The organism is Pirellulales bacterium, from assembly GCA_036499395.1.
Taxonomy (GTDB): Bacteria; Planctomycetota; Planctomycetia; order Pirellulales; family JACPPG01; genus JACPPG01.
This window is the reverse complement of the sequence record DASYDW010000129.1, coordinates 21,951-38,343: the sequence shown is the minus strand read 5'-3', so window position 1 is coordinate 38,343 and position 16,393 is coordinate 21,951. Positions and strand designations below refer to the sequence as shown.

Here is a 16,393-nt window from a genome sequence, read left to right as displayed (position 1 = left end):
TGCGGAAATGACGGATTGGCTTCGCGCTGCCGACCGCTGAATCCGCGACGCGGCGCAGCACGGTCGAGCGCGGTATCATGCCGGCTGCCGTGAGATCAGCAAATCACGATTGTTCGTGCTGATTCGATCGCCGCCCGCGCGGACGCTGTATAGGAGTTGACGATGAGCCAGGATCCACCTGCCCACGGTGCCACGAAAGCAATCGTCCCGCCGTTCACGCACGAGACGGCCGTGCAGAAAGTGCGGCTGGCCGAGGACGCCTGGAACACGCGCGATCCGCAGCGCGTGGCGCGAGGATATACCGTGGATTCGGTGTGGCGCAATCGCAGCGAGTTCATCATGGGGCGCGAGCAGATCGAGCGGTTCCTGGCGGGCAAATGGTCGCGCGAGCTGGATTACCGGCTGGTGAAAGCGTTGTGGACCTTTGTCGATAACCGCATCGCTGTCCGCTTTCAGTACGAATGGCACGATACGGCCGGCGCGTGGCATCGCAGCTACGGCAATGAGCTGTGGGAGTTCGACGAGCACGGCCTGATGCGACGCCGCGAGGCGAGTATCAACGACGTGCCGATTGACGCGGCCGAGCGAAAATTCTTCTGGCCGGCGCCGGGCGCCCGGCCTGTGGATCATCCTGGCATCGCGGACGTCCGCTAATTTCGCTTAACAGGATTCAGTGAGTTTCAAGGGAGCAGAATTATGATGTGTTCTATAACCATTCGAGCGGCCGTGGCTGCATGTATTGTTGTTGCCTTTGTGGTGGGCCACGGGACGACGGCCCAGGCACAGCAAACGCCGGTTGTCACCTATAAGACCGCGAAGGTTGGTGACCTCGATATCTTCTACCGCGAGGCAGGTTCGCGGAACGCTCCGACGCTGTTGCTGTTGCACGGTTTTCCGACCAGTTCACAAATGTTCCGCAATCTGATCCCGGCGCTGGCGGAAAAATACCACGTCGTTGCGCCGGACTACCCAGGCTATGGCCATAGCTCCATGCCGCCGCACGACAAGTTTTCCTACACGTTCGACAACCTGGCGAAAGTGATCGATGAGTTCACGGAGCAGCTCGGATTGAAGAAATACGCGCTGTACGTGCAGGACTATGGCGCTCCGGTGGGCTATCGCCTCGCCGCGAAACATCCGGACCGCATCACGGCCATCGTCGTTCAGAATGGTAACGCATACGACGAGGGGCTCGACAACGACTTCTGGAAGCCGATCAAGGAATACTGGAAGGCGCCGCAGAGCAAAGAGAAGCGGGACGCTATCCGCAATTTGCTGACGTACGAAGCCACGAAGTGGCAGTACACAACCGGGGCGAAGAATCCCGAGCTCGTGAGCCCGGACGGCGCTGCCGAGGATCAGTTTTTGCTAGATCGGAAAGGCAACGACGAGATTCAACTCGACCTGTTCCTCAGCTACGGCAGCAACCCACCGTTGTATCCCAAGTGGCAGGAATATTTTCGCAACCATCAGCCACCGATGTTGATCATCTGGGGGAAGAACGACCAGATTTTTCCGCCCGCGGGGGCCGAGCCCTACAAGCGGGACCTGAAGACGCTCGAATTTCATCTCATCGACGCGGGGCATTTTGCGCTGGAGACGAACGGCGCGGAGATGGCTGCGTTGATGCGAGCGTTTCTCGGCAAGCACGTAACGGGTCAATAAGCACTAATCGAAAGTGCGCCCGCGCCAGCAGGATTAGACGGCGATGTCCAAGCGCTATCCGTCCAGCCAGGATTGAAATTTCTCGCGCCACACGGCGGCCAGCGCCGGGATTTCGAGCAATCGTCGCACGTCGCCGGGCGAGGTGTCACGGTCAAGGATCAGCGCGAGCATATCTTTCACGGTGATGCGGCGCTCGTCGGTATGTAGTCGCTCGACCGAATCGCCGGGGCCAACCGCGCCCTCTGCGAGCACTGCGAAATAGATACCGGGCCAGCCGGAGTCGAGAAACGTTTTGACCATGCTAGGATCATCGAAGCGAATTCCCAGCTTGTAGCAGGGGAGCCGGGGCTGCGTGACGACCAGTCGTGCCGTGCCGACGCGAAACTCGTCGCCGATAAAGACCCGATCCTCAAAGAGCCCTGCGGTGGTGAGGTTCTCGCCAAAGGCGCCGGGTGAGAGCCGCCGGCCCAAGCGCGCTTCCCAAGTGCTATAGTGCTCCGAGGGATAAGCGTAGATCGCCTTGTCTCGGCCGCCGTGGACGGTCAAGTCGGACTGCGCATCACCGTCCAAATTCAATCGGCGCAGCGGCACCCGGTCGACAACCGGATCCTTGAAGATCCCGGTGCGAACCATTTTGCCGTGCCAAGCGACGTCGCGAGGCAGTCCCACGTTGACGGAGAGAATTTGCATCGCTCAAGTAGTCTAAAGCTGGGAGGGACGGTGACGTGATTGTCGTCGAACTCTTCTTCGATTAATCGCACAGAAGTATACGAACGGGAAGCAAGGCAGTTCGCGGCGGTGCTTAAGGGACTGTTGCAACGGCCGACGACGACCGGCTTTGAGTGCGAGTATCGCGATTGAGGACACTTCGGCGTGACGATCGGTTTTCACACCTGAGAAAAAGAGGCCGCCATGCAGTTCGATCTTCGCAGGTTTCTCTCGCAGGCGATGGCCGTCGTGGCGGCGATCTGGATAGCCGCGATTTTTGGCTTTGTAGTTCGGGCCGATGATGCAGAGGCCGGCAAAAAGGCCACGCCCAGGCCGACCGTGTCGGTAAACGCCGGCAGCGCTGACGATTTGCAGCAAGCGATGGACCGGCAATCGGCCGCCGGGGGCGGCATCGTCCGCCTGGAAGGCGCTGGCAGCATCAGGTGCCTGGTGCGCCAGGCGGAAATCGCGGGCGAGACGTCGATTCACGCGCTGCTGGTGCCGCCGGATGTCGAATTGGATCTCGGCGGCAGCACGCTGTTGTTGGATTTGCGTTCGAATAGTTACGGGGTGCGCCTATCGGCACGGTCGGCAATTCGCAACGGCACGATCCGCGTCATACGGAGCGAAGGAAAGGGATCGCAGGCCATCTGGCATAGCGCCGTCAGCGTGGGGGCCGCCTATGGTGATGGTGGAACGGTCGCGCGGCCGGGGCATTTTTCGACCGTGGGCGATTGGCGCATCGAAGACATCACGATCGATCAACCGCAAGAGGCGGCCGGCATTCAGTTGATGTCCGAAGCACATCACGGCGTGATTCGCAACATACGCATTCTCGATTCCGAAAAGGCGCTGCTAGGGATCAGCCTCGATTGGGGAACGGTGGGACCCGTGACCACGGCGGACGAGCTGGTGCCGGCGATGAGAAAGCTGTGGGAGAAGAACGAGATTTCTTCGACCCACCCGCATCACGTGCTGATCGAGAATATCACGATCGGGCGTCTGGGACGCAGCATGGACGGCAACGACGCCGGGGTGCGTTGCAGCGGCTGCCACCACATCACGATTCGGAACCTTTCGATTGAGACCGCGATGTCGGCCGTGGCGCTGTTCGGCGGCGATTTCGGATTCGAGTTTGCGCCGGACGAGCAGCGGCGTGACGCGCACGTGGGATATCTGGTCGAGAATATCAACATCAAGGCCGCGCGATTGTATGGAATCGTGATCAACGGCGCTGAGGACAACGTTTATCGCTCGCGGCTCAACTTCGGCTATGACTCGATTCGCGACCCTGTTCATCCGGGCTTGGATCGGCCAATCATTCGCAACGCGGTGTTGCGCGGCACGCGCGCCCCGCATTCGCGCGGCGTGTATGTGGCTGCTACAACCGGCGCCGTGTTCGAGAATGTCGACGTCGAAGGTTTTGAAACGGGGGTGGCCGTCAATAATTGGGTGCGCTCCTTTACATTTCGTAAGGGACGTATTGCCAACAACCAAGAAAAGACGCAGATCAGCGGCAGCAGCGAAGCGCCGAGCAACGTGACGTTCGAAGACAACGCCGAGAGCGATTAACGGTTCGCGGGACAAGTGCCGCCGTCACGCTCGAACCATCGTGCCAGCATCGAAGCTGACCGCCGCCATTCGGCATCAACCCCCAAGCCGTACGGCTTTCGCAATCGACACGCAGCAGCTTTAATGCGGCGAAGGACATCGACGTCCAAGAAATGAAAGCCGGACAGCGCACAAAGGCCGCTTATCGGCCGTGAAGCTTACCGAACCTAGGTCGGCCCGGCTTGTCCTACTACTTTCGGGTGAGCTTGCAGGCGCTGAGCCTGCAAATGCCGTTCAGGGCAAAAATGAAATCTTGGTTAACGTAATAAAATGCGTGACGGGAGCAATCGTTCGAATTCGCCGTCGCATCGGGAGGCCGTGAGTGAATCGCAGCGAGGAGGTTCCCGCCGAGAAAGCCGGAACGCGTACCGAAGAGCGAATCGTGCTGTTGACGCTGGCCGCCGTGCAGTTCATCAGCATTGTCGATTTTATGGTGATCATGCCGCTGGGGCCGCAATTGATGCGCAGCCTCGAGATCGGCCCTTCACAGTTTGGGTTGGTCGTGTCGTGTTATACGTTGGCGGCCGGCGTGGCCGGTTTGTTCGCCTCGTCGTTTGCCGATCGCGTGGGACGTAAGACTGCTTTTCTGGGGCTAGATGCGGGGTTCTTGGTAGGGACGCTGTTGTGCGGCCTGGCGCCGACGTACGGCACCCTTGCACTCGCGCGATTGGCCACCGGCGCGTTCGGAGGAATCCTGGGCGGGATGGCGATGGCGATCATCGGCGACGTCTTTCCCGAAGAACGTCGCGGCCGCGCCACCGGTGCGCTGATGTCGGCCTTTGCGTTGGCGTCAGTTGCCGGCGTTCCAATTGGTCTGTTTCTCGGGAACTGGCTCGGTTGGCATGCGCCGTTCTTGGTGCTGGCCGCGATTGGAGTTCCGGTGCTGGCCGTGGCCGCGGTGACCATGCCACCGCTGCGTGGGCATATTGGTGAGCACACGGCGGATCATCATCCCGTGCGACTGCTGGTCGAGACCTTCACCGAGCCGAATCATGTCAGGGCGTTTGCCCTGGTCATGGCGTTGATGCTGGCCGGATTCAGCGTCTTTCCGTTCATCAGCCCGTACCTGGTCAGTAACGTCGACATGGCCGAAAACCAGTTGCCGCTGATGTTCGTGGCCGGCGGCGTGATGTCGTTGTTCTCGTCTCCGTTGATTGGTCGACTGGCCGACCGATATGGGAAACTGCGCGTGTTTCGTTTTATTGCCCCTGCATCGGCCGTCCTGACGTTGTGGGTCACGAGCCTGACGCCCGTGCCGACAGTTGTGGCGGTCATGGCCGTGGCCTCTTTGATGGTTGCCAATTCGGGGCGGATGGTTGCGGCGATGGCGATGATCACCAGCAGTGTCGTGCCGGCGCGCCGCGGCGGGTTTTTAACCGCCAGCTCTTCAGTGCAGCATCTGGCGGCTGGCCTCGGCGCGTATGTCGGCGGCTTGATCATCGTCGAAACGGCCGACGGGCGGTTGGGCAACTTCTGGATCGTGGGGCTGCTCTCGGCCGTTGCGTCGATCGTCAGTCTGTGGTTGGCTGGCCGCATCCGCACGGCCGAAGTCGAGACCCCGATTTCGACGAACCAGGCGCTGGCCGCGGCGGCCGAGGCGCTGTGCGATGCTACCGAGCCGTTGGTGTGATTTGGCACTCCGGCGGCTGTAAAACTCTACTTTCGCCGTTTGCGCGGCTACAATGATCGCGACTGCAAGGGGCGACGGTTCTTCGCTAATCGGGCCGGCGTAGCTTTGCACATCTCTCATCCGTCCTTGGCGCGAGCGCGCGTTTGCACGCTTCGGCGACTTCTTGAAGCCCCCTTGGTTTTTATGGGCCTGAAATCGTAACGCAGCTTTGTGGAGCAATTCCAGCAGGTAAAGGTGTCCGCCACAGCAAATCTTTTCCAGGGGACCGATCATGCGTCGACGCTTCGTGGGATTGGTTTTGATGGCCGTCGCAGCGGCAATTACACAACTGGATGATTTTGCCGACGTGGCCTGCGCCGACGTCGTTGCGTCCACGACCGGCGAGCCTGATCGCAGCGTGCTCCCCATTGTCGATCCGAAGTTTCAAGGAGTCAGCGAGCGCACGCTGGGTGGCTCGAAACCGGATTTCCCCACGGCCGTGAAAGCGCCAAAGGATGCGCCCAACGTCGTGCTCGTACTGCTTGATGACGCCGGCTTTGGCAATCCATCGGCGTTCGGCGGGCCGGTGCAGACGCCGGCGCTCGAGAAGCTCGCGTCGCATGGCTTGCGGTACAATAATTTTCACGTGACGGGACTTTGTTCGCCGACGCGCGCGGCGCTCTTGTCCGGTCGCAATCATCACACGATGGGCTTTGGATCGGTTGCCGAACTGGCTGGAGGTTTCCCCGGCTACTCGGCACGCTGGCCGAAGAGCGCCGCATCGATTGCCCGTGTGCTGCGCGATAATGGTTATGCAACCAGTGCGTTCGGCAAATGGCATCTGACGCCCGATCATCAAAGCGGTCCGGCCGGACCGTTCGATCGCTGGCCCAACGCGCTGGGGTTCGATTATTTCTGGGGCTTTCTGGGAGCCGAGTCGAGCCAGTACGACACGCTTTTGACCGAGAACAATACGATCCTCGGCGTGCCGCAGGACGCCGACTTTTATTTCCCGGACGCCATGGCCGAGAAGGCGGTGCAGTGGCTGCACAGCCGGCAGTCGCAAGCGGCGGACAAGCCGTTCTTTCTGTACTTCGCCCCGGGAGCGACACACGCGCCGCACCATGTTCCGCACTCGTGGAGTGACAAATACAAAGGAAAGTTCGACCAGGGGTGGGACAAGCTGCGCGAAGAAACGTTTGCGCGGCAGAAGCAGTTGGGGGTCATTCCGCCCGAGGCAAAGCTGACGCCGCGCGACCCGGCTTTTCCGGCTTGGGATTCTTTGCCGCCGGAACAGCAGAAAGTCTATGCACGGCAAATGGAGGTGTTCGCCGGCTTCCAGGAGAACGCGGACTTTCAGGTGGGACGCGTGATCAGTGCCATCGCAGAGCTGGGGGAACTCGATAATACGCTCGTGCTGTATATTTTCGGCGATAACGGCGCCAGCATGGAAGGAACGCCGACCGGCACGTTCAACGAAATCATTTCGCTGCTCGGTGTTCCCCTCTCGCCCGAACAGCAGTTGCGGTTGATCGCCTTTCATGGCGGGCTGAAAGAAATGGGGGGACGCAATACGGATCCACATTACGCGTCCGCCTGGGCGTGGGCTGGCAACACGCCGTTTCCGTGGGGCAAGCAAATCGCGTCGCACCTGGGCGGCATTCGTTCGCCGCTGGTGGTTTCCTGGCCGAAGCGCATCAAGGACAACGGTCGGGTCCGCAACCAGTTCACCCATGTGATCGATGTGGCACCCACGATCCTGGAAGTAGCCGGTTTGCCGGCGCCGAAAACCGTCGACGGCACGACGCAGATTCCGGTGCAGGGCGTAAGCTTTGCTGATTCATTCGATGACGATGCCACCCGTTCGCGCCATACGACGCAGTATTTTGCGATCCTGGGAAATCGATCGATTTACAAGGATGGCTGGTTGCTGAGCACCCGGCTGCCGAAATTGCCGTGGGATATGTCGCCGCCGACGATGGCCAAATTCGCGCCGGGGGTCTGGGATCCGGACAAGGATCCGGTCGAGCTGTTCAACCTGAACGAGGATTTCTCGCAGTCCACGAACGACGCGGCAGCGAATCCCGAAAAGGTGAAGGAGCTAAAGGAGCTTTTCTGGGAAGAAGCAGCCAAGAACCAGGTGCTGCCGCTGCTGGCGGAGTACTCGTTCTTTTACGGGCTGTTGCCGCCGGATGCCAACACGACCTACAACATTTACCGCGCCGGCATGGAGAACTTGCCCCCCGGCGCCGGCCCGCACATGCACAGCCGCTCGTACACAGTCGATGCCGAATTGAACGTGCCCGAGGCCGGGGCCGATGGTGTGATCGTCGCCAACGGCAGCTTCCTGGGGGGCTTCGCTTTGTACGTCGAGGAAGGGAAGTTGAAGCACACCTACAACTTCTACGGGCTGGCCGCGACGACACTGGCCGGGCCTGATCCGTTGCCGACAGGCAAGGTTAAGGCGCGCTTCGAGTTCATTGCCGACGAGCCAGGAAAGCGCGGCACCGGCGGCAAGACGGCGCTCTATGTCAACGACAAGCGAGTGGCCGAAGGAAAGCTGGCGCACACCGTGGTGTTACGGTTCTCGCTCTACGAAGGAATGGACATCGGCAAGGATAATGGACTGCCGGTCACGTCCAGCTATGCCAAGAAATCTCCCTATCCGTTTACGGGTAAGATCGACAAGGTTGAATTCCAGTTCAAGTGAGGCAGCGTAGAATCGCGTGAAAATCAGTTTTCGCTGCCGTCGAGCGCGAATCGATAAGCGCGGCTGAGGCCGGCCGGCAAGACCGAGACGTGGTTCTCGTTCTCAAACGGCGTGTAATAAACCCGCAAACCTTCGGCCGAGAGGGGCGCCAGTCGCTCGGTCACGCGCTGCGCGTCGTGGACCATGTAGCCTGACTCGAGCGCGCCGACGAACACGAGCAGGTCCGCCTTGACGCCGCGCTTCGCTATGAAACCGCGCTCTTCGGCGAGGATGGATTGATCGTTCCACCAGATCGAAGGGCTGCCCGCCACGTAGTTCTGGAAGCATTCGTCGCGCGTGAACAACACGTGCAGTACGAACAGACCGCCTAGGGAATGTCCGACGAGCGTCTGCCGGTGGCGGTTGATCTTGAACCGTTTTTCGATATCCGGCTTGAGATCCTTCTCGATGAAGTCCAGAAACTCGTCGTTACCGCCGGTCGGCTCCTCGGCCGCGCCCAGCAAGGCTTCGAGCTTGCCTTGCTTCGACGGCGGGGTGAAGTCGTACGTTCGACGAGCGTCGAAAGGGGCGTCGCTGGGATAGCCAATCCCGACGATGACCACACCGGCGATCCTTTGCGCTCGTGCGATCTCCACCATCGTGGCAAAGTTCGCGTTGCCATCCAGCAAGTAGATCACGGGATAGCCGGCGGCGGGAGGCTGCGTACTGGGCTCCGTGACACGGATGCGATATTCGCGATCATTGGCCTGCGACTTCAGAGAGAACTCTTGCGTCCTGGCGAGCGTGACGCGGTTCGCAGGAGTGTCAGTGGTGGTCGAGCTAGGTGTTTCCTCGGCCTGCCCCACGCTGACTGATTGTGCGGTGCTAGTCGCCACGAGCGCGAGTGCCAGAATTGCGGAGCGCATGCGTTATCCCTTTCGAATGTCCTGCCGAGGCGACCAGTCGATGCGTGCCATTATGATTGGCAAATCGTCCAGTTGGGACATGGCTCAGCAAAAACGGGACACAGCGGCGCAAGAACACCAAGCGAGCGGAATGCTCCGTGTGCGGAGTCGATCTTGGCACCGGCGCGGACGATTGACTAGCGTGACGGCTGTTGCTCGATGCGCTTTAGCGTCTCGACCATCCGGTCGATTTCTCCCGTCGTGTTGTAGATCGACAGCGACGGCCGCACGGTGGTTTCGAGCCCGAAGCGGCGCAGCGACGGTTGCGAGCAGTGGTGACCGGCCCGGACGGCGATCCCTTCTTGATCCAGCAGCCGGCCGATCTCCTCGGTGCGGCGATTGGGCATGACGAAGGAAATAACGCTCACCTTTTCCCGCGCATTGCCGATGATGCGCAGACCGTTGACGGTCGAGAGCTGCTCGGTGGCGTACGCGAGCAGCGAGTGCTCGTAGTTGGCGATGTTCGGCAGCCCCAGGCGGCGAACGTAGTCGAGCGCGGCCCCCAGGCCGACGGCATCAGCGATGTTGGGCGTGCCGGCTTCGAAGCGAGCCGGCGCCTCGGCGTAAGAGGTTTCCTCGAATGTCACGTTGCGAATCATGTTGCCGCCACCTTGCCACGGCGGCAGGACGTCGTGCAATTCTTCGCTGACGTAGACGGCGCCAATGCCGGTCGGGCCGAAGATCTTGTGCCCCGAGAAGACGAAGAAGTCCACCCCCATTTCTTGCACATTGACCGGGATGTGGGCGACCGATTGCGCACCGTCAACCAACACGCGCGCTCCGTAACGCTTGGCCATTTGCGTCATCTCGGCCACCGGCAGGATCGTGCCCAGGCTGTTCGAGGCCTGCGTCAGGGCGACGACCTTCGTGCGTGGTCCGAGCAGCTTTTGATATTCCTCGAGCATGATCTCGCCCCGGTCATTGACCGGAATCACGCGAATCACGGCTCCCTTTTCCTTGGCGACCATCTGCCAGGGAACGATGTTGGCGTGATGTTCCAGGACCGACATCACGATCTCATCCCCCGGCTGAAGGAATTTGCGGCCGTAGGTTTGCGTGACGAGGTTGATGCCCTCGGTGGTGCCGCGGACGAAGACGATATCCTTGATGCTCGACGCGCCGAGGAAGGTCTGCACCTTTTCGCGCGCCTTCTCGTAAGCGTCTGTCGCGCGGGCGGCCAGGGTGTGGGCGCCGCGATGAATGTTCGAGTTGTCCTGTGCGTAAAAGCGCGAGATGGCGTCGATCACCGCCTGCGGTTTTTGCGTCGTGGCGGCGTTGTCGAACCAGGCGATCGGCTTGCCATGGACGCGCTGACTGAGGATCGGGAAGTCGTTGCGAATCGCCGACACGTCAAACGGACGCGAGCTGGTGGTAGGCGAAACGGCGGCCGGGGCGATTCGTTCGCGAAACGAGTGGCCGAAGATATCGAGTCCGGTGCTGCGATCCAGATTCGACTCGCGGACCCGGGCGACGAAGGCGCTTAAGCCGCTCGGCGATGTGCCGGACGAGGCGCCGGTGGTCGGTGGCGCAACGGCCGTGCCCGGCGAGCCAAAGGGTTCGGCCGATGCGTGCGGCACGTTGGATGCCACAGAGCTGGGAACGACGAAATCGGCCGGCGGAGCGGTGAACATGGCGGGCGCAGGCGTCGTCGGAAGCGAGGTGGGAGGCACCATCGACGGTGTTCCGGCTGGCATCGGCGGCGTCACGGGGGGCGTCGTCGGCATGTGTGGCCAGGAATGGACCGACACGGGGACGCTGCCGTAGTGCGATGCCGGCGACGCAGCATCGGCCGGAACGTCACCGCTGTGCGGCTCGGCACCGGCGTGGCTGTCGACCTGCGGCGGCTCGTTAAAAATGCGCGAGGCCATGCGTGCGATCGTGTCGGGCGTAATCTCGTCCACGTTTATCACTCCTCCGCTCGCGCGAGCGGTCGTTACTTCGGTTTGCTTTGTCGGTGTTCGTAATCGTGGTAGTAACCGACTTCGACGTTTTCGAGAACGCCGAGAGCGTCGTCTGTAAGGACGGCGCAGGAGGAGTAGAGGGTGAGCAGATAGCTGGCGACGCCCAGGCTATCGAGCCCCATCAACCGAGCGGAGAGGCTGGGGCCGATCTCGCCGGGGATACCGGCCTGATGCAGACCGACGACGCCCTGATCGGCTTCGCCGACGCGCATCAGTAGGATGCTGGTCGTGCCGAACCACTGGTTCGACTGGTAGCGGCTCTTCATCTCGAGCTTGTCGCAGGGGATGAGCGGGAGACCGCGCCAGGTGAGGACCGGCACGCCGAACAGATTGATCGTCGGTGGCGGCACTCCGCGCCAGGTGCATTCACGACCGAAGGCGGCGATGGCCTTGGGATGCGCCAGGAAGAAGGCCGGCTTCTTCCACACCAGGGCCAGCAGCTCGTCCATGTCGTCCGGCGTCGGGGCGCCGTAGCGGGTGCTGATCCGCATGGCCGGATCGGCCGAATGAATCAGACCGAACTTGCTGTTATTGATCAGCTCCCATTCCTGGCGTTCCTTGATCCCTTCGATCGTCAGCCGCATCTGCTCTTCGAGCTGATCGTACGGACCGTTGTACAGGTCCGACACGCGCGTGTGGACGCGGACCACGGTCTGCACGGCCGAGAGGGAGTATTCGCGAGGATGAGCCGAGTAGTCGACGAACGTCTCGGGAATCTCGACGTTCTCGGCAAAGCCCGAGACCAGGTCGATGTTACGCTCGCCGTAACGGTTCACGGTCGAACGTAGTTCCAGATGCTCGTCGATGGCCTTCTTGAATTCGTCGCCCAGGCTGGGAATCTCGCCCAACACGGTGTCGAGATCCTTGCGCGACAGGGTCAACAGCACGCAGGGGGTGATCGTGCGGACGGTGACGTCCGAAGGCTTGTCCGAGACCAGGTCGGTCTCGCCGAAGAACTCTCCTTCGGTCAGCAGCGCGATCCGCAGATCGGCGCCGTGAACACCCTTGCTGAGAACTTCGACTTGGCCTTGGGCCAGGATGAAGAACTTGCTGAGGTCTTCCCCCTCGACGATCAGCTTGTTGCCGAGCGAGACGTCTTCAGTCTTGAAGCGGGCCGTCATCCGTTCCAGGATCGGCTCGGGCAATTTCGAGAACAGCGGCACGCTGCGTAGGGCTTCGGCGGGTAACAGCAGGGCGCCGTCACGCGAGTCGACTTCGATCCGCGCGGCCTTGCTCAGCTCGACCTTGGTGCGGTTGACCCGATAGGTCCCCCCTTCGACGTTCACCCACGGCAGCAGGCTCAACAGCCAACGCGGCGTGATCGACATCATCTTCGGTGATGTCTTCGTCGTCGTGGCCAGGTTCTTCGCGACCGAGGTCGTCACGCTACGCTGCAATGTAGAGTCCGACATAGGTGTTCGATGATCTCCGGTTAAATAGGGCAGCGCCGGCTTTTGGCGCAACGCAAGAGCGAGTGCACAGTGACCATTCCATTGACCTACTGACGACTGCGAAGCTGGAGAGATAGGCCGAACTGGGCCAACTGCGTGACGTTTGCTATCGTCACACAAGCAAGCCGCTTGGGCACGGCGAAGAGCCTCCGGTTTGTCCGGTCAGCCACGAGAGGTGCGCCCAAGTTTCCACATCGGCCGCAAAGTCTCGCTAACTTACCGACTTTTACCTCAATCGAAAAGAAGGTTGATGTCAGAATTTGGATCGTGACGAGATTTCCGGGGGGAGGGGAAATGCCGAGCGAGACGGCCTGAGCGAATGGCCGCCGGCGGTGGCCCCCCGAGTGACCGTATGTCGGAAGCGCGCCCGCGAGACGTCGTAACTCTATATCTCCCCAAGCTGGTGCGACGTCTTGGGCCGTCCCCGATCGGCGGCGAGAATTGATCGCCAGGGGGCAACACCCCTATGATTTGCGCGGAGCGATCATGCCTGGAGCGACCGGTTATTCGATCCCAGGAATTCGGCCCGAAGCGTCACGGATAATGCTTGCAAAAATCGCGCGAAGCGATTCCAAACGATAGGAGACATAAACCATGAGCGTTGCCACAATCTCGCCGAACGGGTTGGCACAGCGTCGCGCCGAAGAGAAAAACCTGAAGTTGATTGACGTCCGGACGCCTGCCGAGTTTCAGGAAGTTCACGTCGACTTTGCGCAAAACATTCCCCTGGATCAGCTCGACCCGGCCGCGGTGGCGTCGCGAAACGGCGCTGGTACCGAAGCGTTGTACCTGATCTGTCAGGCCGGCGGCCGCAGCGCCAAGGCATGCGAAAAGTTTCAGCAGGCCGGGTTTACCAACGTAGTGAGCGTCGAAGGGGGAACGCAGGCCTGGGATCAGGCCGGACTACCCGTCGTGCGTGGGCAGAAGACGATGTCGCTCGAGCGCCAGGTGCGCATCACGGCCGGATCGATCGTTCTGGTTGGCGTGATACTCGGCTTCTTGGTTCATCCCGCGTTTTTTGGCCTGTCCGGCTTTATTGGCGCTGGGTTGGTTTTCGCCGGCGTCACGGATACCTGTGGCATGGGGATGATGTTGGCCCGCATGCCCTGGAATCAGCGAGGCGGCAGTTCGGCGTGTAGCGTTAGCACACCGACACCTGCCGCGGGACGCTGAATTATCGGGCGCCTGATCCGCTTTTCTTCGATGGCACGCGCGAGGGTTCGCTCTCGTTGCGGACGCCGTACGTCTTGTTGTAGGGAGCGTCGCTCGACAGCGTTTCCTCGTCCAGCGAACCCGGATCGCGCGACACATCACGGTCTGACTCGGGCCGGATATCTTCCCGGCGGCTTTCGCCGGCCTTGGCGGCAGATTGGCCGAACGGTTTGCTGCGCGGAGTGCGTGCGGTGCTCGCGTTTGCAGTTTTTCGCGTCGTTATTTTTCTTGGCATGATCTTGCTCCCTTCGCGGTGGCCCCTTGTTGAAAGCTACGGGAGCAACTGGCATGCCAAGCTTCAAGCAGTAACAGCCGGGCCAGAGCGGCACTGTGGGCGTTTGGCCTCTAAGAGGCCAGCTACAGAAAACGGAGCACGAACTCTCAACCTGGCCGTTCTCCTTTTGATACGCCCCACGTTGCTTGCCGAGGCCGATCATTCCGCATTATATTCTGGCGGACCAACTTGCTGACCGGTCTACCGGAGGCCAGTGCATGCGACCGATAGCACTGGTCTTTTTTTATAGAACCACTTGCTGACCTTACGTTGGCGCATTCAAGGATTCTCACTATGCCGCATTGGTTTCAAGACAACTCGCTGTCGATTGGACGCACCCCGCTGGTCAAGCTGAACCGGATCACTGACGGTGCGGGCGCCACGGTGCTGGCGAAGATCGAAGGACGTAATCCCGCCTACTCGGTGAAGTGCCGCATCGGGGCTGCCATGATCTGGGACGCGGAAAAGCGCGGCCTGCTTGGGCCGGGCAAGGAACTGGTCGAACCCACCAGCGGCAACACGGGCATCGCGTTGGCGTTCGTCGCCGCGGCACGCGGAATTCCGCTGACGCTGACAATGCCCGAGACGATGAGCGTCGAGCGTCGCAAGTTGCTGGTCGCTTACGGCGCGAAGCTGGTGCTGACCGAAGGTCCGCGGGGAATGGGGGGCGCCATCGCGAAGGCCGAAGAGATCGTCGCCTCGGCGCCGGATCGTTACGTGCTGTTGCAGCAATTCAAGAATCCGGCCAACCCTGCGATTCATGAGCAGACGACTGGTCCCGAGATTTGGAATGACACCGAGGGCGGGATCGACATCCTGGTCTCGGGCGTAGGGACCGGTGGCACGATCACGGGCGTCACGCGTTACATCAAGAAAGAGAAGAACAAGCAGATCAAGTCGATCGCGGTCGAGCCGTCGGCCAGCCCTGTGCTGACGCAGCAACGCGCGGGCCAGCCGCTGAAGCCGGGGCCGCACAAGATTCAAGGCATCGGCGCCGGTTTCGTCCCGGCTGTGCTCGACTTGTCGTTGGTTGACGACATTGAGCAGGTCACGAACGAAGAATCGATCGAGTTCGCCCGACGCCTGGCGCTGGAAGAAGGAATTCTATCCGGCATCTCGTGCGGTGCGGCCGCGGCCGTGGCGGTGCGGGTGGCCAAGCGGCCGGAAAACGCCGGTAAAACGATCGTTGTCGTGCTGCCCGACTCGGGCGAGCGGTACTTGAGCTCGGTGCTCTTCGAGGGTGTCTTCGACGCCGAAGGTCGCGCGCGATGAGTATCAGCCAACGGATCGACGGCAAAACGGAGAAGGCCGCCGCGGCCTCGCCCAGCGATTTGCACTGGGACATTCACGCGATCGTCGATCAACTGCGCGATCTGCGGCAGGCCTCGCTGGCGGCGCGCAATCGACTGGACAAACCGGCCAAGTTGCCGTCGCGCGCGGCACTGGCGTCGATCGTGGAAAGCGTGATCACCTCGCTGTTTCCCAATCGCCTAGCGTCGCATGCGCTCGACAGCGAGAGCGTCGACTTTTTCGTCGGTCACACGCTCGACAAGGCCTTGCGCGAGTTGGTCGGGCAGGTTGTGCGCGAGCTGCAATTCGTCGCTGGCGACGAAGTAGCGAGTGAGGAGCAGCGTAATCAAGCGATCACGATCGTGCGCAATTTCGCCGATCGCTTGCCGACGATTCGTGAATTATTGGAAACCGATATCCGCGCCGCGTATGAAGGGGATCCCGCCGCGCGCAGCGTCGACGAAGTGCTGGCCTGCTATCCGGGCGTCACGGCCATCGCCCATTACCGACTGGCGAACGCGCTGTTTGAGCTGGGGGCCGTGCTCGTGGCGCGGATTATCACCGAGATCGCCCATTCGTTGACGGGCATCGATATTCATCCTGGCGCAACGATCAATGGCAGCTTCTTCATCGACCATGGCACCGGAGTTGTCATCGGCGAAACGGCCGTGATTGGGCGGCATGTCCGGCTGTATCATGGCGTCACGCTGGGAGCAAAAAGCTTCCAGGTCGACGAAGACGGGACGCTGGTGAAAGGGAACGCCCGCCATCCCACGGTCGAAGACGACGTCGTGATTTATGCCAACGCGACAATTCTGGGACGAATCACGATCGGGCGCGGCTCGGTGATTGGCGGTAACGTGTGGCTCACACGCAGCGTTCCGGCGGGGAGCAATATCGCGCAGGCGCAGGTGCGCAGCGAAATCTTCGTCGAAGGATCGGGCATTTGAGGTCTCGG

The 16,393-nt window shown here is 61.1% G+C and carries 13 protein-coding genes; 8 read left to right on the top strand and 5 right to left on the bottom strand.

The features are described 5' to 3' along the window. Positions 1-162: 162 nt before the first annotated feature. Positions 163-654 (top strand): nuclear transport factor 2 family protein, encoded by a 492-nt coding sequence (locus VGN12_25655; protein ID HEY4312862.1) that lies wholly within the window; start codon positions 163-165, stop codon positions 652-654. A 42-nt stretch (positions 655-696) separates the two neighbouring features. Then, positions 697-1,665, top strand: coding sequence for an alpha/beta hydrolase (locus tag VGN12_25650; GenBank protein ID HEY4312861.1), 969 nt, complete (start codon positions 697-699; stop codon positions 1,663-1,665). Between the two features lie 54 nt (positions 1,666-1,719). On the opposite strand, the gene VGN12_25645 is transcribed toward VGN12_25650, so the two are convergent. Continuing rightward, positions 1,720-2,355 (bottom strand): MOSC domain-containing protein, encoded by a 636-nt coding sequence (locus VGN12_25645; GenBank protein HEY4312860.1) that lies wholly within the window; start codon positions 2,353-2,355, stop codon positions 1,720-1,722. A 222-nt stretch (positions 2,356-2,577) separates the two neighbouring features. On the opposite strand from VGN12_25645, the gene VGN12_25640 reads away from it, so the two are divergent. The 3 genes from VGN12_25640 (at position 2,578) to VGN12_25630 (ending at position 8,303) form a co-directional block, all read left to right on the top strand. Further along, positions 2,578-3,945 carry a hypothetical protein gene (locus VGN12_25640; GenBank protein ID HEY4312859.1) on the top strand — a complete coding sequence of 456 codons (1,368 nt, stop codon included), beginning with the start codon at positions 2,578-2,580 and terminating at the stop codon, positions 3,943-3,945. A gap of 361 nt (positions 3,946-4,306) precedes the next feature. Continuing rightward, entirely contained in the window at positions 4,307-5,614 is a 1,308-nt protein-coding gene (locus VGN12_25635) for an MFS transporter (GenBank protein HEY4312858.1), read from the top strand. 271 nt (positions 5,615-5,885) lie between these two features. Further along, positions 5,886-8,303 (top strand): sulfatase-like hydrolase/transferase, encoded by a 2,418-nt coding sequence (locus VGN12_25630; GenBank protein HEY4312857.1) that lies wholly within the window; start codon positions 5,886-5,888, stop codon positions 8,301-8,303. A 23-nt stretch (positions 8,304-8,326) separates the two neighbouring features. On the opposite strand, the gene VGN12_25625 is transcribed toward VGN12_25630, so the two are convergent. The 3 genes from VGN12_25625 to VGN12_25615 form a co-directional block, all read right to left on the bottom strand. Further along, positions 8,327-9,208, bottom strand: a complete 882-nt coding sequence (locus tag VGN12_25625; GenBank protein ID HEY4312856.1) for an alpha/beta hydrolase — start codon at positions 9,206-9,208, stop codon at positions 8,327-8,329. Between the two features lie 176 nt (positions 9,209-9,384). Then, positions 9,385-11,148 carry a SufS family cysteine desulfurase gene (locus tag VGN12_25620; protein ID HEY4312855.1) on the bottom strand — a complete coding sequence of 588 codons (1,764 nt, stop codon included), beginning with the start codon at positions 11,146-11,148 and terminating at the stop codon, positions 9,385-9,387. A gap of 32 nt (positions 11,149-11,180) precedes the next feature. Further along, positions 11,181-12,620 carry a family 2B encapsulin nanocompartment shell protein gene (locus VGN12_25615; protein HEY4312854.1) on the bottom strand — a complete coding sequence of 480 codons (1,440 nt, stop codon included), beginning with the start codon at positions 12,618-12,620 and terminating at the stop codon, positions 11,181-11,183. A gap of 633 nt (positions 12,621-13,253) precedes the next feature. On the opposite strand from VGN12_25615, the gene VGN12_25610 reads away from it, so the two are divergent. Further along, positions 13,254-13,832 carry a rhodanese-like domain-containing protein gene (locus VGN12_25610; GenBank protein HEY4312853.1) on the top strand — a complete coding sequence of 193 codons (579 nt, stop codon included), beginning with the start codon at positions 13,254-13,256 and terminating at the stop codon, positions 13,830-13,832. Position 13,833: 1 nt separating this feature from the next. On the opposite strand, the gene VGN12_25605 is transcribed toward VGN12_25610, so the two are convergent. Next, on the bottom strand, positions 13,834-14,106 hold the full coding sequence (locus tag VGN12_25605; protein HEY4312852.1) for a hypothetical protein: 273 nt from the start codon (positions 14,104-14,106) through the stop codon (positions 13,834-13,836). 333 nt (positions 14,107-14,439) lie between these two features. On the opposite strand from VGN12_25605, the gene cysK reads away from it, so the two are divergent. Continuing rightward, positions 14,440-15,417, top strand: coding sequence for a cysteine synthase A (gene cysK / locus VGN12_25600; GenBank protein HEY4312851.1), 978 nt, complete (start codon positions 14,440-14,442; stop codon positions 15,415-15,417). Then, the gene (epsC, locus tag VGN12_25595; protein HEY4312850.1) at positions 15,414-16,385 is read left to right on the top strand and encodes a serine O-acetyltransferase EpsC; all 972 of its coding nucleotides are present in this window, start codon (positions 15,414-15,416) and stop codon (positions 16,383-16,385) included. The genes cysK and epsC overlap by 4 nt, the downstream gene beginning before the upstream one ends. Positions 16,386-16,393: the final 8 nt, after the last annotated feature.